Origin of the sequence: Labilithrix luteola (assembly GCF_001263205.1) — a bacterium.
Lineage (GTDB): Bacteria > Myxococcota_A > Polyangia > Polyangiales > Polyangiaceae > Labilithrix > Labilithrix luteola.
In genome coordinates this window covers 1-18225 of record NZ_CP012333.1, presented here as the reverse complement: position 1 = coordinate 18225, position 18225 = coordinate 1, and the positions used below count along the sequence as shown (strand labels likewise).

At 64.1% G+C, this 18225-nt stretch carries 29 protein-coding genes; 6 read left to right on the top strand and 23 right to left on the bottom strand.

The genetic code is table 11. From position 1 onward, the window contains the following. The first annotated feature begins 106 nt into the window (after positions 1-106). Genes AKJ09_RS00140 through AKJ09_RS00115 form a run of 6 tightly spaced genes read left to right on the top strand, consistent with a single transcriptional unit; the run spans position 107 to position 2514 of the window. The gene (locus tag AKJ09_RS00140; protein ID WP_240488360.1) at positions 107-1063 is read left to right on the top strand and encodes a hypothetical protein; all 957 of its coding nucleotides are present in this window, start codon (positions 107-109) and stop codon (positions 1061-1063) included. A gap of 24 nt (positions 1064-1087) precedes the next feature. Next, positions 1088-1285 (top strand): hypothetical protein, encoded by a 198-nt coding sequence (locus AKJ09_RS00135; protein ID WP_146644918.1) that lies wholly within the window; start codon positions 1088-1090, stop codon positions 1283-1285. Then, a complete protein-coding gene (locus tag AKJ09_RS00130; RefSeq protein ID WP_146644916.1) occupies positions 1282-1503 on the top strand; it encodes a hypothetical protein in 222 nt (73 codons plus the stop codon). The genes AKJ09_RS00135 and AKJ09_RS00130 overlap by 4 nt, the downstream gene beginning before the upstream one ends. Beyond that, the gene (locus AKJ09_RS00125; protein WP_146644913.1) at positions 1500-1697 is read left to right on the top strand and encodes a hypothetical protein; all 198 of its coding nucleotides are present in this window, start codon (positions 1500-1502) and stop codon (positions 1695-1697) included. The genes AKJ09_RS00130 and AKJ09_RS00125 overlap by 4 nt, the downstream gene beginning before the upstream one ends. Continuing rightward, positions 1694-1888, top strand: a complete 195-nt coding sequence (locus tag AKJ09_RS00120; protein ID WP_146644911.1) for a hypothetical protein — start codon at positions 1694-1696, stop codon at positions 1886-1888. The genes AKJ09_RS00125 and AKJ09_RS00120 overlap by 4 nt, the downstream gene beginning before the upstream one ends. Next, positions 1885-2514 (top strand): hypothetical protein, encoded by a 630-nt coding sequence (locus tag AKJ09_RS00115; RefSeq protein WP_146644908.1) that lies wholly within the window; start codon positions 1885-1887, stop codon positions 2512-2514. Before AKJ09_RS00120 ends, AKJ09_RS00115 begins: the two co-directional genes overlap by 4 nt. A gap of 57 nt (positions 2515-2571) precedes the next feature. Here AKJ09_RS00115 and AKJ09_RS00110 read toward each other — a convergent pair whose 3' ends face one another. The 23 genes from AKJ09_RS00110 to AKJ09_RS00005 form a co-directional block, all read right to left on the bottom strand. Next, on the bottom strand, positions 2572-2925 hold the full coding sequence (locus AKJ09_RS00110) for a hypothetical protein (protein WP_146644906.1): 354 nt from the start codon (positions 2923-2925) through the stop codon (positions 2572-2574). Between the two features lie 652 nt (positions 2926-3577). Further along, positions 3578-4249, bottom strand: a complete 672-nt coding sequence (locus AKJ09_RS00105; RefSeq protein ID WP_169927131.1) for an HNH endonuclease signature motif containing protein — start codon at positions 4247-4249, stop codon at positions 3578-3580. A 177-nt stretch (positions 4250-4426) separates the two neighbouring features. Then, a complete protein-coding gene (locus tag AKJ09_RS00100) occupies positions 4427-4627 on the bottom strand; it encodes a hypothetical protein (protein WP_146644902.1) in 201 nt (66 codons plus the stop codon). Next, a complete protein-coding gene (locus tag AKJ09_RS00095; RefSeq protein ID WP_146644899.1) occupies positions 4627-4998 on the bottom strand; it encodes a hypothetical protein in 372 nt (123 codons plus the stop codon). Before AKJ09_RS00095 ends, AKJ09_RS00100 begins: the two co-directional genes overlap by 1 nt. 1384 nt (positions 4999-6382) lie before the next feature. After that, positions 6383-6607, bottom strand: coding sequence for a hypothetical protein (locus tag AKJ09_RS00090; RefSeq protein ID WP_146644897.1), 225 nt, complete (start codon positions 6605-6607; stop codon positions 6383-6385). After that, positions 6604-7221: a hypothetical protein gene (locus AKJ09_RS00085; RefSeq protein WP_146644895.1), complete on the bottom strand. Its 618-nt coding sequence runs from the start codon at positions 7219-7221 to the stop codon at positions 6604-6606. Before AKJ09_RS00085 ends, AKJ09_RS00090 begins: the two co-directional genes overlap by 4 nt. A gap of 489 nt (positions 7222-7710) precedes the next feature. Further along, positions 7711-7878 (bottom strand): hypothetical protein, encoded by a 168-nt coding sequence (locus tag AKJ09_RS52535; protein WP_169927130.1) that lies wholly within the window; start codon positions 7876-7878, stop codon positions 7711-7713. After that, a complete protein-coding gene (locus AKJ09_RS00080; protein ID WP_146644893.1) occupies positions 7875-8249 on the bottom strand; it encodes a hypothetical protein in 375 nt (124 codons plus the stop codon). Before AKJ09_RS00080 ends, AKJ09_RS52535 begins: the two co-directional genes overlap by 4 nt. Continuing rightward, a complete protein-coding gene (locus AKJ09_RS00075) occupies positions 8246-8797 on the bottom strand; it encodes an RNA ligase family protein (RefSeq protein ID WP_146644891.1) in 552 nt (183 codons plus the stop codon). The genes AKJ09_RS00080 and AKJ09_RS00075 overlap by 4 nt, the downstream gene beginning before the upstream one ends. Positions 8798-8840: 43 nt before the next feature. Beyond that, complete coding sequence (locus tag AKJ09_RS00070; protein ID WP_146644888.1) at positions 8841-9986, bottom strand: tyrosine-type recombinase/integrase; 1146 nt, start codon at positions 9984-9986, stop codon at positions 8841-8843. After that, complete coding sequence (locus AKJ09_RS55970) at positions 9983-10201, bottom strand: helix-turn-helix domain-containing protein (RefSeq protein WP_240488922.1); 219 nt, start codon at positions 10199-10201, stop codon at positions 9983-9985. The genes AKJ09_RS00070 and AKJ09_RS55970 overlap by 4 nt, the downstream gene beginning before the upstream one ends. A 132-nt stretch (positions 10202-10333) precedes the next feature. Next, on the bottom strand, positions 10334-10534 hold the full coding sequence (locus AKJ09_RS00060) for a hypothetical protein (protein ID WP_146644884.1): 201 nt from the start codon (positions 10532-10534) through the stop codon (positions 10334-10336). A gap of 40 nt (positions 10535-10574) precedes the next feature. Further along, positions 10575-11405, bottom strand: coding sequence for a DNA ligase (locus AKJ09_RS00055; RefSeq protein ID WP_146644882.1), 831 nt, complete (start codon positions 11403-11405; stop codon positions 10575-10577). 10 nt (positions 11406-11415) lie between these two features. Then, positions 11416-13008, bottom strand: a complete 1593-nt coding sequence (locus AKJ09_RS00050; protein ID WP_146644880.1) for a hypothetical protein — start codon at positions 13006-13008, stop codon at positions 11416-11418. A gap of 141 nt (positions 13009-13149) precedes the next feature. After that, positions 13150-13383, bottom strand: a complete 234-nt coding sequence (locus AKJ09_RS00045; RefSeq protein WP_146644878.1) for a hypothetical protein — start codon at positions 13381-13383, stop codon at positions 13150-13152. Further along, positions 13380-13733, bottom strand: coding sequence for a hypothetical protein (locus tag AKJ09_RS00040; RefSeq protein ID WP_146644876.1), 354 nt, complete (start codon positions 13731-13733; stop codon positions 13380-13382). Before AKJ09_RS00040 ends, AKJ09_RS00045 begins: the two co-directional genes overlap by 4 nt. Positions 13734-13767: 34 nt before the next feature. Further along, positions 13768-14955: a hypothetical protein gene (locus AKJ09_RS00035; protein ID WP_146644874.1), complete on the bottom strand. Its 1188-nt coding sequence runs from the start codon at positions 14953-14955 to the stop codon at positions 13768-13770. After that, positions 14952-15290: a hypothetical protein gene (locus AKJ09_RS00030; protein WP_146644872.1), complete on the bottom strand. Its 339-nt coding sequence runs from the start codon at positions 15288-15290 to the stop codon at positions 14952-14954. Before AKJ09_RS00030 ends, AKJ09_RS00035 begins: the two co-directional genes overlap by 4 nt. Next, on the bottom strand, positions 15290-15829 hold the full coding sequence (locus tag AKJ09_RS00025; RefSeq protein WP_146644869.1) for a dATP/dGTP diphosphohydrolase domain-containing protein: 540 nt from the start codon (positions 15827-15829) through the stop codon (positions 15290-15292). The genes AKJ09_RS00030 and AKJ09_RS00025 overlap by 1 nt, the downstream gene beginning before the upstream one ends. Next, positions 15826-16230: a DUF7768 domain-containing protein gene (locus AKJ09_RS00020; protein WP_205633552.1), complete on the bottom strand. Its 405-nt coding sequence runs from the start codon at positions 16228-16230 to the stop codon at positions 15826-15828. Before AKJ09_RS00020 ends, AKJ09_RS00025 begins: the two co-directional genes overlap by 4 nt. Beyond that, complete coding sequence (locus AKJ09_RS00015; RefSeq protein WP_169927128.1) at positions 16227-16844, bottom strand: sigma-70 family RNA polymerase sigma factor; 618 nt, start codon at positions 16842-16844, stop codon at positions 16227-16229. The genes AKJ09_RS00020 and AKJ09_RS00015 overlap by 4 nt, the downstream gene beginning before the upstream one ends. Continuing rightward, a complete protein-coding gene (locus AKJ09_RS00010) occupies positions 16841-17419 on the bottom strand; it encodes a sigma-70 family RNA polymerase sigma factor (protein ID WP_146644865.1) in 579 nt (192 codons plus the stop codon). The genes AKJ09_RS00015 and AKJ09_RS00010 overlap by 4 nt, the downstream gene beginning before the upstream one ends. A gap of 51 nt (positions 17420-17470) precedes the next feature. Continuing rightward, on the bottom strand, positions 17471-18225 hold a 755-nt coding region (locus tag AKJ09_RS00005), incomplete at its 5' end, for a DNA polymerase (protein WP_240488359.1).

Sequence of the window (18225 nt, the reverse complement as noted above, 5' to 3'; positions counted from 1 at the left end):
CGGGAACTGGGGGACCACAGGACCCGTTGTTCTGACCTCGGAAGTGTCAGGCATCTTGCCAGCAGCGAACGGCGGCCTTGGGGCATCCGCGGCGAGCTACACGGGCGTGCTCAAGTTCGCGGGCGGTGTCCCGGTGGCGGCGGCGATCGTGAACGCCGATGTCAGCGCGACGGCAGCGATTGCGGGCACGAAGGTGGCGCCGGACTTCGGCAGTCAGAACGTCGCGACAACGGGGGCGCTCACGACCGGAGCAGCTACAATCTCTACGAGCCTCAAGGCGGGGACGGGCACTGATTTCGCCTGCCACGTCAGACCGCTTGTTGGCCTGACATCAACCTTTGGCGCCTTCTACTGCCTGCCCCAGGCGACCGCTCCGACGGCGAGCAACCCCGTCCTGTACAGCGATGGGATCAACGCATCTGTCAATGCGCCACAGGCGACCGGCATCGTCGCCTTTACTCAAAACGGCAGCACAACAACGTTCCAGGCATCGTCGACGAGCATGAAGCTGTTTGTGCCGACGCTCATGCTCGACTCGAGCGCGCCGACAGCAGCCTCGGGTCAGAGCGCGCTCTTCTCCTCCTCCGGCCACCCCCAGGCGGTCGACCTGGCTGGGAATGTCGGCTGGATAAGCGAGGTCGCCAAGACGCTGAATGCCGACTTCACGACCACTGCGGCCACCGCGACATCGACCAATCTGACCTTTGCCGTCAAGAACGGTGAGAAGTGGCGGTTTGAAATCGAAGTGACGATGCTTTGCTCGACGTCAAGCGGCATCAGGATTGCCATTGGCGCACCAGCCGCATCGACACTTCAGAATGCGTGGTACCTGACCACGAGCACGTCAAACACCACGCCGCTATACAGTATCATCACCTCCCTCAACAACCTCGGCAGCCTCAGTCATCAGTACGCCACGTCCGGTCCGGACCGTATTGTTGGAACGATCGTCGCGGGCGCGGACGGGAATGTAACGCTCCAAATCGCGAGCAACACAGCCGGCGACACCTCGACGGTCAAAGCAGGCTCGGTCCTGCGCGCCATTCGAGTCACTGGCGTCTGAAGGACGCATCAATCCGGGAGTCCAATGTCCAAGACCACTCGAATCATCATCGCCGCAATCGGCGCAGGCGTCCTCGCGGCGCTCGCAACGCCCAGCCTTTCTGACAAGCTGCCGGCAGGCCTCGCGCAAACGCTCGCCGTCGCGGTGGCCGCCGTGCTGCACCGCATCGATGCGGAGAGCAAAAACACAGACGACTCGGAGAACACCCCGGACACGAAATGAAGCGCCTCATGTTCATCGCGTCGCTCTTCGCCCTGGCGGCGTGCGGTGCGGTCTTCACTCCGGCCGACAGGGCCAAGGTCGTCTCCGACCAGAGACAGATCGACGCGTGCGAGGACGTCGCGCGAGCATGTCAGAAGACCGTCTGCGACGGCGGCACTCCGTGCCCTGAGTGCTTCAAGCCGTACAACGACTGTCTCACCGACGCGGGGCTCCAATGAACGGATTCATCGCAACGCTCGGCACCATCGGCGCGTTCCTCGCTGCGAACCCAGAACTCATCGAGATCCTCAAGGACGCCATCGACGGCGGCACGCCGAAGGACGTCCTGATGGACGCCATCCGCGCGGCGCAGCTGCAGGCCTCGAAGGAGAAGATCCGAGCGGAGCTGGGCATCGGTAGGGGGGTGCCGTGAACTGGTCGGTCATCCTCACCTTCGGGGGCATGATCGCAGGCGCCACGTGGGCCGTGTGTAGCAAGCTGTCGAGCATCGAGAACGCGCTCCTGACCCACGTTGCAGACTGCAAGGTCGTGCAGGCCGAGCATGGCATGACGCTCCGTGAGCACGCCGCACAGATCCGCGCGCTGCAGAAGGCGGCGCGATGAAGGCGTCTGTCCTCGCTGCGTTCCTCAAGTTCACGGCCCCTCTCGAGGGGAGGGTGCCGTGGATGTACCTCGACGACGCCTCGCCCCGTGGCTTGGTCACGTGCGGCGTCGGCAACCTCTGTTCGCTGTCCTTCGCCCTCACGCTCCCCTGGACCGTCGATGGCAGGCGGGCAACGCGCGCCGAGATCGAGGCGGCGTGGCGCGCGGTCGACGCCGCGCAGGCGCGCAAGCATCAGGGCGGAGGGAATCACGGCGACCTCACGCGCCTTCGTCTCTCCGACACGGACATCGACGCGATGGTCATGGCGAAGGTGCGGGGGAACGAGGCGGAGCTCTGCAAGGTGTTCCCTGCGTTCAGCTCGTGGCCTGCGGACGCGCAGCTCTTCGCCTGCTCGTGGGCGTGGGCTGTCGGGCCACACGGCCGCTACCCGAAGATGATCGCGCTGCTCAACAAGGGCGACTTCGAGGGCGCGCGGAAGGAAGCCACCATCAACCCGCAGAGGGGCACCATCGTCCTGCGCAACAAGCGGAACCTGCAGCTCCTGCGGAACGCCGCCATCGTGCAGGAGCAGGGCCTCGATTTTGAGGTGCTGCACTGGCCCGAGGCGCTCGAACGCGCTGCCTGAAACGACGAAGGCCCGCCGGTGCGAACCAGCGGGCCTTCTACTTTCGGTGGTTGGCGGTCAGGGAGAGCAGAGGGACCAGCCCTCGCGCGTTGTTGTGCAGCCGTGGCCCGTGAGGCGCTTACACTCGGCCTCCGGGTCGCTCGTCCATGCTGGCGTGCAGTACAGGACGCAGGTGTTTTGCATCTGGGGCACGGCCTGCGCGTCTTTGGTGTACGGCGTCGTCGTCGGGAGCGCCCAGCACATCGGGACCAGGTCGCCGTTGAACCGTTGCTCGCCGCAGTCGTCGTTGCTCTCGCACTGGTGTCCGAGCGTGGACAGGGCGGCTCGGTTCGCCCCCGTGTTCGGCTCGTCCGTACCACCGCAGGCGAACGCGGTGAGGCAGAGAGCAACAGCGGCAGTGAACTTGAGCATGACGTGATTCCCTTGTGTGAGTTGGGGTTGCGTGGGTGGTCGAACGACGGCGAGTCTCTCGGTAGAATAGCACTAGGTCAGGCCAGCACTACGCCTTCGGGCTTGCGCCCTCCGTGCGCCCCGACGAGGGGTGATTGGGGCGGATTCTGGTAGACTCCAGGGGACCAGTTTCGGGAGCTTTCAGGCCGGTTTGCCGAAAGAAACGCATTTCCTCGGGTTATTTGCTAGGTAACGCCACGGGTGAGAGAAACTTCGGCTACCGGCCTTCGAGCCTCAGAACACCGTTGTTTTAGGGCTTGAAGGCGGGGCAGTCAAGCCGCGAGTCCCCAATGAGCCCCGGACGCAGGAAGCCGGGGCTTTCATCCATTGCTCCTGTCTGGGGTTACGCCGGACGTATCCGTTGAACCCCAAAGGTCAGGACGGATCGTCGCGTCAGAGCCTTCGGCATCGCTGAACACGGCCCACAAAGAGAGCGTGTCCAGGGACATGTCGAACCACTCCCCGTTGTGTGGCCAGAGAGTGACCGTCACCTGGCTCGCGCTCGAACGAGAGTTCCACTCGGCTCGGAGGACCATCACCTGAGCACGCGTGCCTGCCATGCTCCCGCGCTCAAATAGAACCACGTCGCCCGGCCCAATGCGTCGCTTGCTGCTCATGGCAACACCTTACCAGGCGCCCGATCACCTGCGGATGTCTGCCCCGAGCAACTTTCGATTGTCCGTTGCTCTTGGCGTTTCGCTTTCGCCAGTCGCATCGCCTGGCGGTGCCGGTCGCCCTTCGAGTTGCGCCCCTTAGCGATGCAGTCGGCGATGTTGTCCGCGTCGCGGCCGAGGAAGAGGTGCTTGGGGTTGCAGCACGGAGGGTTGTCGCACGTGTGACAGACGCACCATTCCCCGTCGCCCTCCGGGATCGGGCCATTGGCCAGCTCGTACGCGATGCGGTGAGCAAACATCATCGGCGCACCGCGCTTGCCGCCCTGCATGCGACCGTAGCCCTTGAACCGAAAGCCCATGAACGGCCAGCAAGCGTCAGGACCACCGCTGGTATCGCGGAGCTGGACCACATGCTGGGCTGGAGACCCGCCGTAAAGGTGCCGAGGGTTGCAGCAGATGCCGTTCCCACACGTGTCGAGAACGCGATGCTCCCGTGGAAGCTGGAGGCCGGAGAACGCCTGGAAGAGGACGCGGCGCGGCGAGTACTGGCGAGTGCCGATGTAGATGAAGGGCTTCCCCTTCCAGACTTTCGCAAGCCAGGGGTGACAGGCGAGCGGTCCGCCCGACGTATCGACGAACGCCATCGTCGAGATGAACAGCGAGTCAGCCACCGCGTTCCTCCTCGCTGCCCGAATCCGCGGGGTGTCGCCTACTTGCTCTCTCGTAGGCCGCGCCAGTGCCCCAGATCGCGCCGGTCGGATCCTCCGGGTCGGTCCACATTCGAGCGCCGGACCACATTTCGAAGGTCCAGCCATGGGCGAGTAGAAAAGCCTTCTTCTCGTTCGCCGTCATTGCGGTTGGCTCCTGTCCGAAGCGAGCCGCAGTAGTGCGTGCTGCTCGTTGCCGAAGATGCGCTTGGCCTCCTCGCGAGGCGCGACGCATGCGCGGTAGTGCTCGAGTGCGAACGACGCGGTTCCTTCGGCAACCCGCCCGCAGAAGCGGCAGACAGCGACGTAGCCTTGAGGCTCAAAATCTCCACGCTCTGACATCACTTCACCCCTTCCGCATCGGACTGTACGTCCGTCCCGCTTTGCCTGCTGGCCATGTACTCGGCGGCAACCTGCTTCCGCGTCACGCCGTGTCGTTTGAGCATGAATGCGAGCAAGTTCTCGTCGCTGGCATTCTCGCCACGGCAATTGACGCAGGTAAGTTCGAGCGCCTCAAACTCCTCCCGAGGCATCTCCTCGATGTCGCCCCAAGTCGGCACCTCGTCGTGCCCTGGGCGCTGCAGCTCGGCGCACTTCTTGGAGCAATAGCCGGCGCCACATCCGCCCCGGTCTTCGTCACAATCCTCGCGTGTCGAACTGCAGTCCGGGTACGTTCGCTCGCACCTGGTGCAGACGTAGAAGCTGACACCCATTATCCGTTGCTCCCTTCCTGCGAATTGGACTTGTGCAGCAACGCCTCAAGCTTTCGAATTACGCGCAGCCCGCCCGACTCCTGCTCGCCCAAGAGCGCCGAATTGCGTCCGATGGTCCTGGCGCGCTGCGCCCGCAGTTCGTCCAGGCCGACCTGTGCGGCTGCGATGCAGGCTTCAACAGTCGGCCGGTGCAGTGCCCTCTCTCGGCACTGCACTTTGGGACCACCGCACGAGTGCTTGGCATCCGCGCAAACTCGCCAGCCGCAGACATCGCAGTCCCACGCCTCCGGGCGAACCTCCCCATTGCGCGAGACCCTTGTGGGGGCAGACTCTTCGGCGCGAAGCTCGCGAGCCTTCTGACGCTCCTCTTCGGTCGCCGCCGTGCATCGAGTCTCGTGGTCGTACTCTCGGAATTGGCCACACCGGCGGCAATCCGACAGAGAGAAGGACTTCCGAGGAATAGGAGCCCACTCGCTCGACCCCTGAACCAAGTCGCACGACTCGTCGCTATCCGCTGACACCGCTGCCAGCGCGGCGATGGTCTCGGGCGAGATCGCCTCACCCGGGAGGTCTTCGGCATCCCGATCGCTCTCGTGCCGGAGCAGCGGCGCCAGGTCGGCGGTGCAGTCCTCACACCAGCCAAGGCCGCCGCCTTCTGGGCGGTGCCTTCCGTCATGACACGGCTTCGGTGACGCCTCCCCACTGCGAAGCGCATCAGCCACGACCGACTCGACCCACGCAAGGGCCTGACCGGACGACTGGAAACGCAGTCCGGAATCGTTGTGCCCGCAAAAGCAGTCGTTGGGCTCATGCGCGTTTGGGTCGAAGTGTTCCCACACCGCGCCGAGGAGCCCGCACACACGCGCGATCGTCTCCTCCTTCGTCACGCTGCCGGCCGCCGGCCACGTGATGCTCCGCGCCTTGGGTGGGCACACCGGTTTCGATTCTCCGTTGCTCATCACCATCGCCTCCTTCCTTTCGGAGCCGCAATCGGCTCTGCGTCGAGAGCCTGAGGCTCCCCGTCCAACTCACCCGAAAGGCTCCACTGCGTGCGAGTGTCTCCGCTTGAGCACTGGTGACAGAGCCCCTGCATCGACCGCTCCTCAGCCAGCTCCGCCGCTTCTTCCGGTCCGCTCGCCTCGACGTCCGTGAAGCACGAGATGGTGACCTGGGCGGACACGCGATACCAGCGCTTCTCAGCCATGTTCGTTGGACCTCTTCGGCGTGGGTCGTCGACGCCGCTCGAACATGCGGGCCCGATTGGCGGCCCACGAGAGCGCATCGAACATCGTCGCGTTTCGTTCGTAGGTACGGTCGTAGTTTCGACCGCACGGACCGCAGAGCATCAGCCCGTCTCGCTCTCTTTCCAGGCAGACGACGCACCTCATTCGCTCGCTCCGCAGTGGGGGCACGGATTCATCCAAGAGCCGTCCCGGTCGTTGTAGCCGCGCTTCGCGTTCTCGTGCTTGCAGCCCTTGCGAACCATCGTGAGCATCGTTCGCGCGATCTCGATGTCGGCATTCGCCGATCGGATGCAGTCGGTGAGCTTCTTCACCTCGGCCGGGATCTGGTCGAAGGCCACTGGGAATTGGATCGTGGGGACGCTCATACTCCGCGCTTCTCCGGTTCGGTGTTGGACCCGGTCGGCGTGGTGATCTTCAGCTCTCGAATCTCGCGAGCGATGCCCCACCCACTCTTGTCGTTTCGCGCTGCGATGCATGCCGCCGCTTCAAGCGCTGCATTCCACTGCTCGTTCATGTCGTGCTCACAGCGCGTCGGTTCGCATTCGACCTGTGCCGTCTCTGTCCTATGCGCTGGCGCCAGATTCGATGCATTCGTGACGAAGGGCGGGAAGCCTTCGCAATCGACGCAGAATTCCGCCGGCCGAGAGATTCCGTTGCTCGTCGTAGGCTCCCAAACCATCGTGACCTCTCCCTCCGAGCCGACCGGCGCAGTGCACGCGATCTTCTTCACGAGGCGGACACGGTCGCCCTTCGACGGTGCCCATGCGGCGGACACGGAATCCGCGGACAGATGCCGAGCGCGTAGCGCTTCGTCGATTGCCTTCTGCATGAAAGCGAGCGCCTCGCCGGAGTTTCGGTACGGGAAAATCTGCTTGTTCCTGCAGACGCAGTCGCAAGGGTCGTTCGAGTTCGGGTCGATCTCGGACCAGACTCGCCCCATCATCCCGCAGAGCTTCTCGATCACTTCATCGCGCGTCATGTGATTCCCCATCGCTTGATGGCTGCGTTCTCCGAGCGTGGATGCAGCGCCCGTTGGGGCAAGGCTTCCACCAGTGCTTCTGACCGAGCCTCATCACTACCCGCCCGGTTCCGTTACACAGCCAGCATTCGACCCCCACCTCCGCCTCTCCCTAGCGAGGAGCTTTACTGGCAGCGTCGGTGGTCTGCGGGCTTCGCTGCTCGGATGAATTCGCGAGCGTGCTGCCGGACTCGGAACGAGGCGACATGTTCGCCTGCGATGTGGACGTCCCAGGGTCGACCCTTGCCGCCTCGAATGAACCAGGTGAGGTCGTGAGAGTGGGGCTCGACGTCGAATGGGATGAATCGCATTGGGTCTCTTCCTCCGTCTCGCAGTAGTTTGGCCCGAACTCGGCCGGGAACCGTTTGTTCTTTGGGCACTGCTGGAACGAGCCGCGAATCTCGGCGCCGCAGAACCTGCAGGGTCGCGCCTCACTCCTCCGTTGCTCTTTCACGGTGCACCCCCGTCGGTAGGCGAGCTTCGAAACGACACGCTCGGCTGACATCCGAGCCGACAGCCTTGGCCATCGCCGCACGTGCCGAACGCGAAGCACAAGACGATGACACCGAAGAAGAAGAGCCCTTCGCTGTTCCGGTCGAGAAACGTCCAGAAGTTCATTTGCCGGCCTCGATGCGATGAAGGAGCCAATTCACGAGAGCGACGAGCCCGTGCTTCGAGTAGCGAGCGCCGACCAGGCGCATGGCCTCGGCGTACAGGTCGTGACGGTCGGAGCGAACCGGGTGGGCGGCCTTGATCGCCGCGTCCTCAGGGAGCGGGAGGTCATCCTCGCTCTTCCAGGCGTCGGCTCGACGAACCTCCACAATCAGGTCGTCGCCACGCTCAAGCATGAGACGGGCGAGCTTGCGTGCCTCTGCGAAGGAGGCGGTGAACTTCACGGTGACGACCGGGCCGTTGTCGATCTCTTCTTCGTCGACGTCGACAATCTGGGCGTCCCAACGCTGCGCCTCGGCCATCCGCTGCTCTTTCACGCTGCGCTCGCTTTCGCCTTGGGTAGGTGGTCGTTCTCGAGCAGCACCTTGAAGAGCTGGCGCGAAGCGGCATGGAAGACGACGACACCTTCCGGCTGCATGAAACCAGGAGCCGCCACGCTGCCCTCGCCACGGAGCTTCTCGAGGGTCGCGTCGATCGCGTCCTGCGCCCAAGGCCCAGCGTAGAGAACCGGCACGACGTGGCAGAGGGCCGGCGTCTCGTTCGACCAGCGACCAGAGTTGAACAGCGAGAAACGCTTCTCGGTCAGGCCGTAGCGGCGCTGGATGCCAGAGCCCCACCACTCGCCGAAGTGCTGGCCGGGGCCGAGGCCCATGCGGAGGGTCTCCTCGTTCTCCTTCACCCAGCGGGCAAAGCCGTAGTTGTCGCTCTCCGGCGTGATCCACCGATTGCGGGAGCCGACAAGCAGCGGGCCGTCGTCTTCGGGCACGACGATCTGCGCGTTCGTCCCGTCGATCTTCTCGGTGATGACGATGTCTCGCTTGAGGCGGGGAATCTTCGGAAACTCGATAAACGGGACGTTGCTCATTTCACAATCTCCTTTTGTTCCGCGGACATCGCATCCGTGGTCATCACGCCACCGCCTTTCCCGTCGTCGTCGGGGCCGTCGCCTCCGCCATGAGCTTGTCGAGTGCATGCACCGCCGCCTGCCTGTTGCCTGGCGCGAGGTGCATGTACCGGAGCGTGGTCTTCAGGTCGGCGTGGCCTGCGAGCTCCTGGATGGCCTTCGCAGGCACGTTAGAGATCGCAAGGTGCGAGCAGAACGTGTGCCGAAGAATGTGGATCTTCCCGTCCTGCTCCATGCCGGCGCGCTTCTGCACACGCGCCATCGCCGCGCGCATGATGTCGGCGTTGAGCTGGTTGCCCCTGCCGTCGCTGACGACCCTTTCGAGCAGGCCAGTGCGTGAGCGCTGCGCACGCAGGGCCGCCATGAGGCCCTCGGTGAGCGGCACGACGCGCGAGCGCCAGCCCTTAGGCGTGTCTTCGATGCCGTGCCAGATCGCGCGGGAGATGGTCAGCTGGCGACGCTCGAGGTCGACATCGGTCCATCGCAACGCCTGAATCTCGCCACTACGAAGTCCCGCCGAGCCTCCAAGGAGGACGATCAGCAGTTCGTTATTACCTGTCTTCCTGGCACCCTCGATGAGGCGCGCGTAGGTCGACGGCTCGTACCAGGGGCGCTCCTTTTCGGGGACCTTCAAAATGCCGATCTCACACGGCATCGACTTGATTTTGCGGAGCTTGATCGCGAACTTGAGGATGCGCGACAGGACGGAGAGGACGTTGTTCACCGTCCCCGGCGCCTTGTCAGCCATAGAGCCTTTGAGCGCGGCGATGCCCTCGTCCGTCAGCTCGTCGAGGCGCATCGCGCCGAAGCGATCGCGAATGCGCCGCTCGAAGATACGCTCGGCAGCGTCCACCGTGGAGGCCTTCTTGCGCTGCGCGAGATACCAGCCGCTCAGAACGACGGGCCAGAACTCCGCGACCGTAGGCACGCCCTTATGAATCCCGCGCGCGGCCTGCGCGAGCGGCACGTAGGCTGCTTTGCCGGCGGCGAGGATGGCGCGCTCTCGGGCCGTAGCCCAACGCTTCGCATCATCCCTGCCGGTAGGCGTGCACTTGCCGCGCTCTCGGAGCCGGCCACCTTCCGGCCACACCAGCCGGATGTCGTACTCGAAGCCCTTGCCGCCGCGTGCTGTGACGATTCGAACGCTCATCGGGACCCTTTCGAGCCCGTGGCGTTACCTAGCGTCAGGGAATCTACCGGATTCGAGACCGTCGTCAAGCCGAGGTGCTTCCGCAGTGCGACAGCCCTGAAAAGCACGCGGCGCCCGACCCGGACTACTCCGGGAAGAGCGCCGCGCTCGATCAGGGCGTAGACCGCCTTACGCGAGGTCCGCAGAAGGGTCGCTGCGTCTTCCACGGTCAACATCTCCGGCGACGTCGTTGCGGTGTTCATGTCCTCTACACTCTGTGTTCGAGGGGTTTTGTCCGCGCGAATCCGCTGGTGTCCCCAGAATGTCGCCGCAGTGGTCGCCCAGCTCGAAGCCGAGGGTGAGGGCGGTCATCTCGGCTCCTGGTCGGGACGTCGGCGAAGGGCCTCGCTGTTCGCGTCGAACGGCACGGGCATTGGCACGGTGCGCCTCGACTCGACGCGCACGCACGCGTACATCGCGGCCTCACGGACCTCGCTCGGTGTGAGCTGCAGGTCGTGAATGAGCTTTTCCAGCGTGTCGACGACAGCGTGGAACGTGCTGTCGTTCATGTACTGGTGTTCCGCTCTTGAGAGCGGACCTCGGTAAGGCTCATTCGTAATCCCTCACCGCAACGAAAACAGGAAATCGCGGGATGCTGTCCTTGGTGAGCTCCTGGTAGCGGACTGTGATGATCGAGCCGTGCACCGGAGGGTTCTCGCGCTCGGCGTCGGTGAAGCCCGTGCCGACTTGGAACTTGACGACTCGGTCGGAGCCTCCGTGGTCGGTGACGCAGTCGAGCGCGCCAAGGCGGCCCTCATGCTTGCCCTTGCCGGGCACGTGGCCAAGGACCGTGGCCTCGATATCGAAGAAGCGTTTGACCTTGAGGAGCGTGGAGGAGCGCTTCTGCTCGTACAGCGAATGCGGCTCACGGAGCATGATGCCTTCGCCGTGCAGCTCGTTGATGATGACGTCTGTGGTCTCCGTGAGGTGCTTGATGCCTGTGCACCGGACCTGCGGCACGTGCTCGATGTACGGGCGCTCGCGCAGTATGCGGGCGAGCAACTCCTGCCGCTCCTCGAAGGAGGACGACCAGCTCTCGCCCTCGGGGTACAGGTCGAACACGTGGTACTTCACCTTCGACCAGTCGCCGCTCGAGGAGCGCACCGCCGAGACGGTTGCGTCGAACTGCTTGCGGCCGATGAACAGCTCGCCATCGAGTTGCGTGCTCGGCATCTGCGCCTTGAACCAGTCCGGCGCGTAGAACGGCTTGCCGTTGCGTGACCAGAACTCGCCGTCCTTCCAGATGGCCCGCACGCCGTCGAGCTTCTCGCTCATCCACCAGCCGGTGGGATCGACCTTGTCCGTCCACGGTTTCGCGAGGAGGACTTCGATATCGATGTCGGCGCGCTTCTCGGGTTTCGTCTTCGTTGCCTTCGCCATGGCGTTCTCCTCAGTCCCAGCGATCGAGCTTGTAGGTGGTGCGCATTCCGCGCGATGTGACTCGGAACAGCCGGCTCCAGCCGAACGACGAGCCCTTGCAGAGCACGACCCCGCAGACCTCCGCCTCGTGGCGGCCTGCGATGACGGCCTGGTTGAAATGCGCTTCGAGCGTTCGGCGGATCGGGTGGTATTCGCTCCTCATGTGCTCGGGGAACATGCCCGCGCCGCGGATGTACTTGCGGTCCTTGCAGCCCTCGAGGACGAAGACGGCGCCCGCACCGAGGTGGTCGTAGGACTTCGACTCGTCCCACATCCACGAGCGCATCACGACGGCGTTGACCTTCGCCCACTCGCCTGAGCGGAGATTCCAGTCGGCCGGCATCGAGCCGTTCGAGTAGACGTAGTACGAGACGGGGTTGTCCCACTGCAGCATGTTCGGCGCGGAGGGGTCCTTCGCCGTGACCATCGCGGTGTACGAGCAAGCCTCGCGCGGGACGAGGTACTCAATCTGCTCCGCCTCAGGGAGGACGGTGCGCTTGAACTTCTCCCACGTCATCGTCACCGTCACGCCCTCCGTAACCGCGTCGGGGCGGCGGGCGAGGTGCCCGAAGACGCCGCCGACAGGGGCGGGGCGCGGGCAGGGCTTCCAGAGCGCCACGACGTCCGACATCTTCGCGAAACGACGCTCGAGAGCGCCCGCGCTGCGAAGCGCCGCGACGATCTTCTCGGCCTGGGCGATGTTGCCGGCCTTCGGCGGTGCCTGCGGGCGCAGGTACTGCAAAGGGTTCATCTTCACTTCGAAGTTGCGCTTCACGGCCTCGAAGGGCAGCCCGGCCTGAATGTCCTCGAGGAGCGAGCCGATCATGCCGCTGCGCACGTGGCAGTAGCCGGCCGGAGCGCTAGCGACGGCGCGCCAGATGATGCTAGTGCGCAGCTTCGCGCCGTGCGCTGCGTTGATCTCGTTGTGCAGATCGAAGAGCCAACGGGCGACGCCGACGCACTTCTCGGCGCGGAACAGCTGACCGTTCGTGAGCATGTTGTAGGCGTGCGTTACGGTCTTGAGCGGGAATTCTCCCAGAGCCCGAAGGAGCATCTCGTACTCCTCACGCTTCGCCGCCATCTCTTGGAAGGGCGTCGTGACGCGGGACAGCGAGCGAAGGTGCTTCGGGGTCTTGACCGCGATGTGGCGCCACTTCCCGGTCTGGGGCGTGCCCCAGTTGATCTCGCATGCGCGGAAGACGCCGGTGACGTTCGCGCGGGTGACGATGCGCTGCATTGCTGTGACCGCGCCGTGGTAGAGCGCCGGCACACGGAGGCCGTCGGGCCACATGACTGACTTGGTGAAGCCGTACTCGGCAATCGTGACGAGCCCGCCGAAGCGTTCGATGAACTGCCGACAGCAGTTGCAGTTGCGGTGCTGGCGCTCGCCGGGCGGCGCGTTATCGAGGTACGCATCCCAAAGCCCCGCAGCGTCCGTGGTGAAGAGCTTCACCGTCGGGTCCGCCACGGCGGCGTCGAAGTGCTTCTGAACCTCCGAGAGGAAATCCTCGTAACCGTCGTTGTCGTTCTTGAAAAGTGCGAGAATGCAATCGGTGGTCATCATGGGAATTCCTCTTCGAGGTGCAGGTCGCCGGTCAGGCGTTGTTTTCGATTTCGTGCGCTATGCGGAGCGTGAGGCAGAACACCTGACAGGCCACCCACGCGACGGCGATGAGGGCGCAGACGACGAGGCGGCGAAGGAGTGTCATCGTCCTGCCTCGACGACGCTCACGATCTGCGACGGCAGCTCGGCGCTCGCGTCCGCCCCGGGCCACGTGCCGAAGGCTGTGCGGTCGCGGCCTTCGCCCACGACGTTGACTTCGATGAAGCCCGCAAAGCGGAGCTTCTCGGCGATGGTGTCGTTACTCGCGAGACGCTCGAAGAATCCGAGCTTGATCGTGGCGGCGTAACGCTTGTTGGAATGGACGGTGAACTTCATGTGGTCTCTCCGTTCTGGGCGGCTGCCCGCTTCTTCTCGCGCCAGCGGCGAACCCGCTCGCGGTGCGCGGCCCGTTGATGCTCTGTCGCCATCAGGGCCTTGTAATTGTCGGTCTCCCTGTAGGCGCGACGCTTCTCTTTGAACGCGTCGGTGCTCCGGTACTGACGCTGCTTCTCGCTATGGGCATGCTTCGTCGTGCGGTAGTCGCGGCGGCGAGCTTCGAGGAAGGCGGGGTCCTTCTTGTCGGCTCGAATAGCCCATCCACCGTTGATGAAGTCGCGAGTCTCTCCGCAACCTACAAGGATCGAGAAGTGTGATTCGATATCTTCTTTGAGATTGAGCCAGGCCATAATGATTACTGCGCTGAAGTGGACGTGTTCGGGGCTAGTCGCGAACCCAGATCGGGCTACGGCACGTCTTGCCGCGCTTCGAATCGAGCAGGTAGAACGCCTGCTGCGGGGGCTCGGGCGTCGCCTTGATGCTCATCGAGTATGCGTCGAACCCAATCACGCTGCCGTTCACGGCGACGCGGCCGGTGTCGATGTACTGATGGAAGTGCCCGAAGTTATGATAGTGGCACCGCTTCGCGATATCCCACTGAGCGACTGCCTTGTTGAGTGGGATGGTAATTCCGCCGACGCCGCCCTGGTAGTTGACCTCGTCGCCATGGTGGAAATGCAGGTCGAAGTCGTAGACGGTCAGGTACTGATGCGCGCTCTCGTCCGCGAGGAAGCGCACGCGCGGGTTGCCCTCGAAGTGCGAGGCGAGCCACTGGTACAGGAGCCACTCGTACGAATGGACAGCGCCCTTCGCGCGGAACGGCTTGCCTGTGTTGCGCCCGTGGTTGCCGTACGAGCAGACGACGGTGACGGTCTCGGTGTTCGGGTCGTCGAGCAACGAGTCGATGCCGGCGACGATGCGGGAGCGGAGCCAGAGCAACGTCGCGATGGGCGCGCTCGCGGTGGTCTCCTTGTTCTCCTCATGGATGTGGCCGGTCATCAGGTCGCCACCGAGCCAGAGCACGACGTCGCGAATCGCGAAGGCGTTGCGGTGGAAGTCGATAAGCCAGCGGTAGCCACTGAAGAACCTCTGCAGGCTCTTCTCCGCGATGGTCGGATTGTACTCGTTGCCCGTGGGCGTCTCGCCCTTGCGAACGACCTGCTCACAGTGGAAGTCCGAGAGGAGCGCGACAGCGGCGGCCTCACGGGTGCCGTTGCTCGTGCGCTCACGGCGGCGCACCGGCTCCAGCGGCTTCGACGTCAGGGCCGTCATGGTGCTGACAACGGAGCGGAGCGAATAGAGGTCCTTCTCCATCGTGGAGACGCGGACCTTCTCGGCGCGGGCGGCCTGCTGCGTCTCGTATCTCTTGAGCACGTCGGCCGCCTGGCCGTCCGTGTCGTCCGTCTTCGAGGCCTTGCCTCCGCGCCCGTCGAGGCGGTTCAGCAATCCTTTGATCGACGCCTCGGAGACATCGAAGTGGGCGGCAGCGCGCTCGACGCCACGAGCCTGGATCTCAGAGCTCCGCACGAAACTGAGCACTCTGCGGATATCGTTGTCGTCCCAATATCTCATGATGCCTCAACGAAAAGGTCTGCAACCTGATTCAGAAATTGGTGGAGGGCCGGGGTCAGCGCACCGACGATGCGTTCGTCGATGGCCTCGTCTTGCCCGTAGGCGTCGGCGGCTTGGCTGACGAAGAGGCACGCGTGCAGCACCTCGTGAAGGAACGTGGAGACGCGTGCGGGGCCTTTGAGGTCCGACGAGATGTAGATGCAGGACGTGTTGTAATCACACGTCCCAATCTTCCGCTCGCCGTCGACGCGCAGATGCTCCGAGATGGGAGAGACGATGAACGCACGCCACGTCTCTCCCCCGAGCTTGAAGCGGCGCCAGACGCGCGGGCGCATTAGCGGACCCTGTAGTAGGAGTTCCAGAAGTCCTTGTTCTGCGACTGCGCCGCCTGCAGCTGCCCAGCCATCGGAGGCGGATCACCCACGTAGTGGACGGGCTTGGGCGTTTCCGTATCCGCGATCGTGTAGTGCTTTGGGGCCTTGTCCGAGTACTTCTTGCGGAGCCCCTCCATCAGGCTCTCCTGCTCGGCGTAGACCGTGCGAATGTCGACGCTGGGCGGGCGGTCGTCGACGAGCTTCCCGGCAGCCTCGGCATCCATCAGGATGGACATGCAGGCCATGATGTTCGCGCGGTGGTCTGTGCCGTCGACCGGGTCGTACTGCTCCCCGCTCAAGTAGGCGTCGAGGTGCCGCTGCGCGGCGGAAAGGTAGACCGACGAGCGAACACCCGCGACGCGCCAATTCCAGGCGCCGTACTTCAGCAGGCCGGCGAACTGCGCCACTGCCCACTTCGCCTTCGCGATGGGGCTGAGGAGCCAGAGGGGAATCTTGGTATCCGAGACGGCGTCCTTCGGATTCGAGGGCTTGGTGCTCATACGAAAAGAGCCTCCTCGTGCTCCACCTCGCAGGTCGTCCAATTCGCTGTCCGATACAGGCACTCATACTCGGCGACGTCGCGTCCCTCGATGGAGCGGAACACGACTTTCTGACCTCGCTCCACCGCCTCCGCAATGCCTGCCATCATGCCCGACGACAGCCCCCGGTCGATGTAGACTGCACGCTGGGCGCCCTTCTCGCCCCAGGCGAAGCCGGCCTCCATGCCCTGCTTGCGCTGCTCAGGGACCGTGTCGTCGAGCAAGCCGTCTTGCGTGAAGAAGAGATGGCTCGCGTACGGGGCCTCGCCTCGGCGGAGGCAGTCGAGCACGCACTTCTTTGCGTACTCGATGTTCTTCTTGATATCGCCAGCGTACGGACTTTCGATAACGGTGAGCTTCATTCCAATTCTCCTCGCATCTGTTCGAGGGCTTCCGCCTCGATCTGCCGCGCCAGCTCGCGGCTAATTCCGAGTTTCTTTCCAACCTTCGCGTGAGAAAGGCCGTTGACGTATCGCAGTCGGATTACCTGCCTTGAGCGTTCGTCGAGCTTCGCGACGAGCGCCGGGAGCTGTTCGAGTGCCAGGCAGTCGGGGGGCTCTTCGAATTCCGCGCCGAGCACTTCGTGCAGCGGGAGCTCTCGCTCCATGCGCGCCCCGTTCTTATTCTCGCGCGACGCATCCTCGGCCGACACACCGACTGTTCCATCGAGAGAGACCAGCGTGACGGGCCCTGTGCCCTTGCCGCTCCGCCCGCCTCGGTACGAGCCACCCGACCTCTTCTGCTCGCGGATCACACGGAGCATCGCGAAGCGGACCGGCTGTCGAACCCACCGAAGGAGGCCTGCACCGCCGTCCTCCCTCCACGACTTGAATGCTTCGGCGACCGCGATGAACCCTTCCTGAACGAGGTCGTCTTCCTGCACTCCGCTCGACGCTGCGAGTCGCTTGGCCTCGCCAAGGACGAAAGGCGTCAGCTGCACTACAGCCTCGGCCTCCGTCGAGGGCACCGGCTTCACGATGCCCGCTGGATGAACTCCTCGACCTGCTTCTGCATCGTCTGCGCCTTCGAGTGACCGATGCCGTTCGCGCTCGCGATGCGGCGGTAGTCGAGCCCCTGCAGCTCGTGTGCGACGTAGACGTTCGCCGCGAGCGTGCCGAGGGCTTTGGTGATCTGCTTGAGGCGGAGGTGCAACTCAGCCCAGGCTTCCTGCCCACCGCGATACGCGCCTTCGATCGAGTCGAACTCCGCGACCGTGTCGATGTGGCTGGTGCGGGCGCACTCCTTCATCACGACGCGCTTCATCGCGAAGCGCACGAACTTGTATGCATACGCACGGAACGTGTCCGACCGTTTCTCGGTCGGCATCGCCCGCCACTTGTCCGCCGCCTTCGCCAGGCGAATCAGCCCTTCCTGCACGAAGTCGTCGTAAGACGACGGGCGACGCATGCCCCGCGCGATCTGCTCGACCAATGGCAGATACATCTTGAGGACTACGTCGTTCGAATTCGGGAAGTCCGATCCCGCCGTATGGGTCGGATGGACAAAAGAAACCTGCTCGGCGCGACGGGCGCCGTTGGCGATCGAATTCATGATGACTACACTCCGAGTCGGGCCGGTTTTGTCCGCGCCCTAGAAACTTTTCTATGCAGCCCAGGCGACCAGACGGCCGCGCGCGTCGAACGTCGGCTCGGCGTTCTTCGACATGCGCTTCATGAGCAACGGCTCCATCTTCGAGAGCTTGATGGGGACGTCGGGCAAGTAGGTATTCGCCGCTTCAACCATGATGCGTGCGTTCTCGTGCGCGACGTCATGGGCGCGCTCGTCGTCGCGACATTCGCCGATCAGCTGGTCATGAATGAACGCGACGGTGCGTGCGTTGTACAATGGCGACGTCGGGTCGGTGTATTGCGCCTTCGCCACCAGCCACATCGCGAGTTTGCCGATGTCCGAGGCGAGGCCCTGGAATCTGAAGTTGCACGCGCTGCAGAAGCTGGCGCCGCCGCGGAAGCGCTCAGTGAAGAGCGATTCGAGCGAGGCCTTCCCCGACTCGCCGCAGAGACCATTGATGTACTCGAAGTACAACCTGATCTCCGGCCACGTCTCGAGCCACTGCTCCTTTAGTTCCTTGGCGCGCTCGATGGTGAGCCCGAGCGATTCCCACTCGGCTTTGGCCGCCGCCTTGTCGGGATTCGAGAAGACTGCCTTCTTCGTCGCAGTGACGAACTTGGCGATGCCCATGCCGCCGGGGAAACCGAAGTTGGCTGCCTTGCTCAGCTGACGTGCCTGCTTGACGTCGGGGCGCTTCTTGTTGGCCGCCGCTTCTTTGTACGTGATGCCAAGCATCGACGCCGCCATCCAAAGGTGCGGGTCCATCCCGGCGTTCAGCGCATCGGCGA

What these genes read in the sequence shown, in the direction of transcription:
- AKJ09_RS00135 (WP_146644918.1), top strand. Translation starts at nt 1,088, where the DNA reads ATGTCCAAGACCACTCGAATCATCATCGCCGCAATCGGCGCAGGCGTC.
- AKJ09_RS00130 (WP_146644916.1), top strand. Translation starts at nt 1,282, where the DNA reads ATGAAGCGCCTCATGTTCATCGCGTCGCTCTTCGCCCTGGCGGCGTGC.
- AKJ09_RS00125 (WP_146644913.1), top strand. Translation starts at nt 1,500, where the DNA reads ATGAACGGATTCATCGCAACGCTCGGCACCATCGGCGCGTTCCTCGCT.
- AKJ09_RS00115 (WP_146644908.1), top strand. Translation starts at nt 1,885, where the DNA reads ATGAAGGCGTCTGTCCTCGCTGCGTTCCTCAAGTTCACGGCCCCTCTC.
- AKJ09_RS00110 (WP_146644906.1), bottom strand. Translation starts at nt 2,925, where the DNA reads ATGCTCAAGTTCACTGCCGCTGTTGCTCTCTGCCTCACCGCGTTCGCC.
- AKJ09_RS00100 (WP_146644902.1), bottom strand. Translation starts at nt 4,627, where the DNA reads ATGTCAGAGCGTGGAGATTTTGAGCCTCAAGGCTACGTCGCTGTCTGC.
- AKJ09_RS00095 (WP_146644899.1), bottom strand. Translation starts at nt 4,998, where the DNA reads ATGGGTGTCAGCTTCTACGTCTGCACCAGGTGCGAGCGAACGTACCCG.
- AKJ09_RS00090 (WP_146644897.1), bottom strand. Translation starts at nt 6,607, where the DNA reads ATGAGCGTCCCCACGATCCAATTCCCAGTGGCCTTCGACCAGATCCCG.
- AKJ09_RS00085 (WP_146644895.1), bottom strand. Translation starts at nt 7,221, where the DNA reads ATGACGCGCGATGAAGTGATCGAGAAGCTCTGCGGGATGATGGGGCGA.
- AKJ09_RS52535 (WP_169927130.1), bottom strand. Translation starts at nt 7,878, where the DNA reads ATGAACTTCTGGACGTTTCTCGACCGGAACAGCGAAGGGCTCTTCTTC.
- AKJ09_RS00075 (WP_146644891.1), bottom strand. Translation starts at nt 8,797, where the DNA reads ATGAGCAACGTCCCGTTTATCGAGTTTCCGAAGATTCCCCGCCTCAAG.
- AKJ09_RS00070 (WP_146644888.1), bottom strand. Translation starts at nt 9,986, where the DNA reads ATGAGCGTTCGAATCGTCACAGCACGCGGCGGCAAGGGCTTCGAGTAC.
- AKJ09_RS55970 (WP_240488922.1), bottom strand. Translation starts at nt 10,201, where the DNA reads ATGTTGACCGTGGAAGACGCAGCGACCCTTCTGCGGACCTCGCGTAAG.
- AKJ09_RS00060 (WP_146644884.1), bottom strand. Translation starts at nt 10,534, where the DNA reads ATGAACGACAGCACGTTCCACGCTGTCGTCGACACGCTGGAAAAGCTC.
- AKJ09_RS00055 (WP_146644882.1), bottom strand. Translation starts at nt 11,405, where the DNA reads ATGGCGAAGGCAACGAAGACGAAACCCGAGAAGCGCGCCGACATCGAT.
- AKJ09_RS00050 (WP_146644880.1), bottom strand. Translation starts at nt 13,008, where the DNA reads ATGATGACCACCGATTGCATTCTCGCACTTTTCAAGAACGACAACGAC.
- AKJ09_RS00045 (WP_146644878.1), bottom strand. Translation starts at nt 13,383, where the DNA reads ATGAAGTTCACCGTCCATTCCAACAAGCGTTACGCCGCCACGATCAAG.
- AKJ09_RS00040 (WP_146644876.1), bottom strand. Translation starts at nt 13,733, where the DNA reads ATGGCCTGGCTCAATCTCAAAGAAGATATCGAATCACACTTCTCGATC.
- AKJ09_RS00035 (WP_146644874.1), bottom strand. Translation starts at nt 14,955, where the DNA reads ATGAGATATTGGGACGACAACGATATCCGCAGAGTGCTCAGTTTCGTG.
- AKJ09_RS00030 (WP_146644872.1), bottom strand. Translation starts at nt 15,290, where the DNA reads ATGCGCCCGCGCGTCTGGCGCCGCTTCAAGCTCGGGGGAGAGACGTGG.
- AKJ09_RS00025 (WP_146644869.1), bottom strand. Translation starts at nt 15,829, where the DNA reads ATGAGCACCAAGCCCTCGAATCCGAAGGACGCCGTCTCGGATACCAAG.
- AKJ09_RS00020 (WP_205633552.1), bottom strand. Translation starts at nt 16,230, where the DNA reads ATGAAGCTCACCGTTATCGAAAGTCCGTACGCTGGCGATATCAAGAAG.
- AKJ09_RS00010 (WP_146644865.1), bottom strand. Translation starts at nt 17,419, where the DNA reads ATGAATTCGATCGCCAACGGCGCCCGTCGCGCCGAGCAGGTTTCTTTT.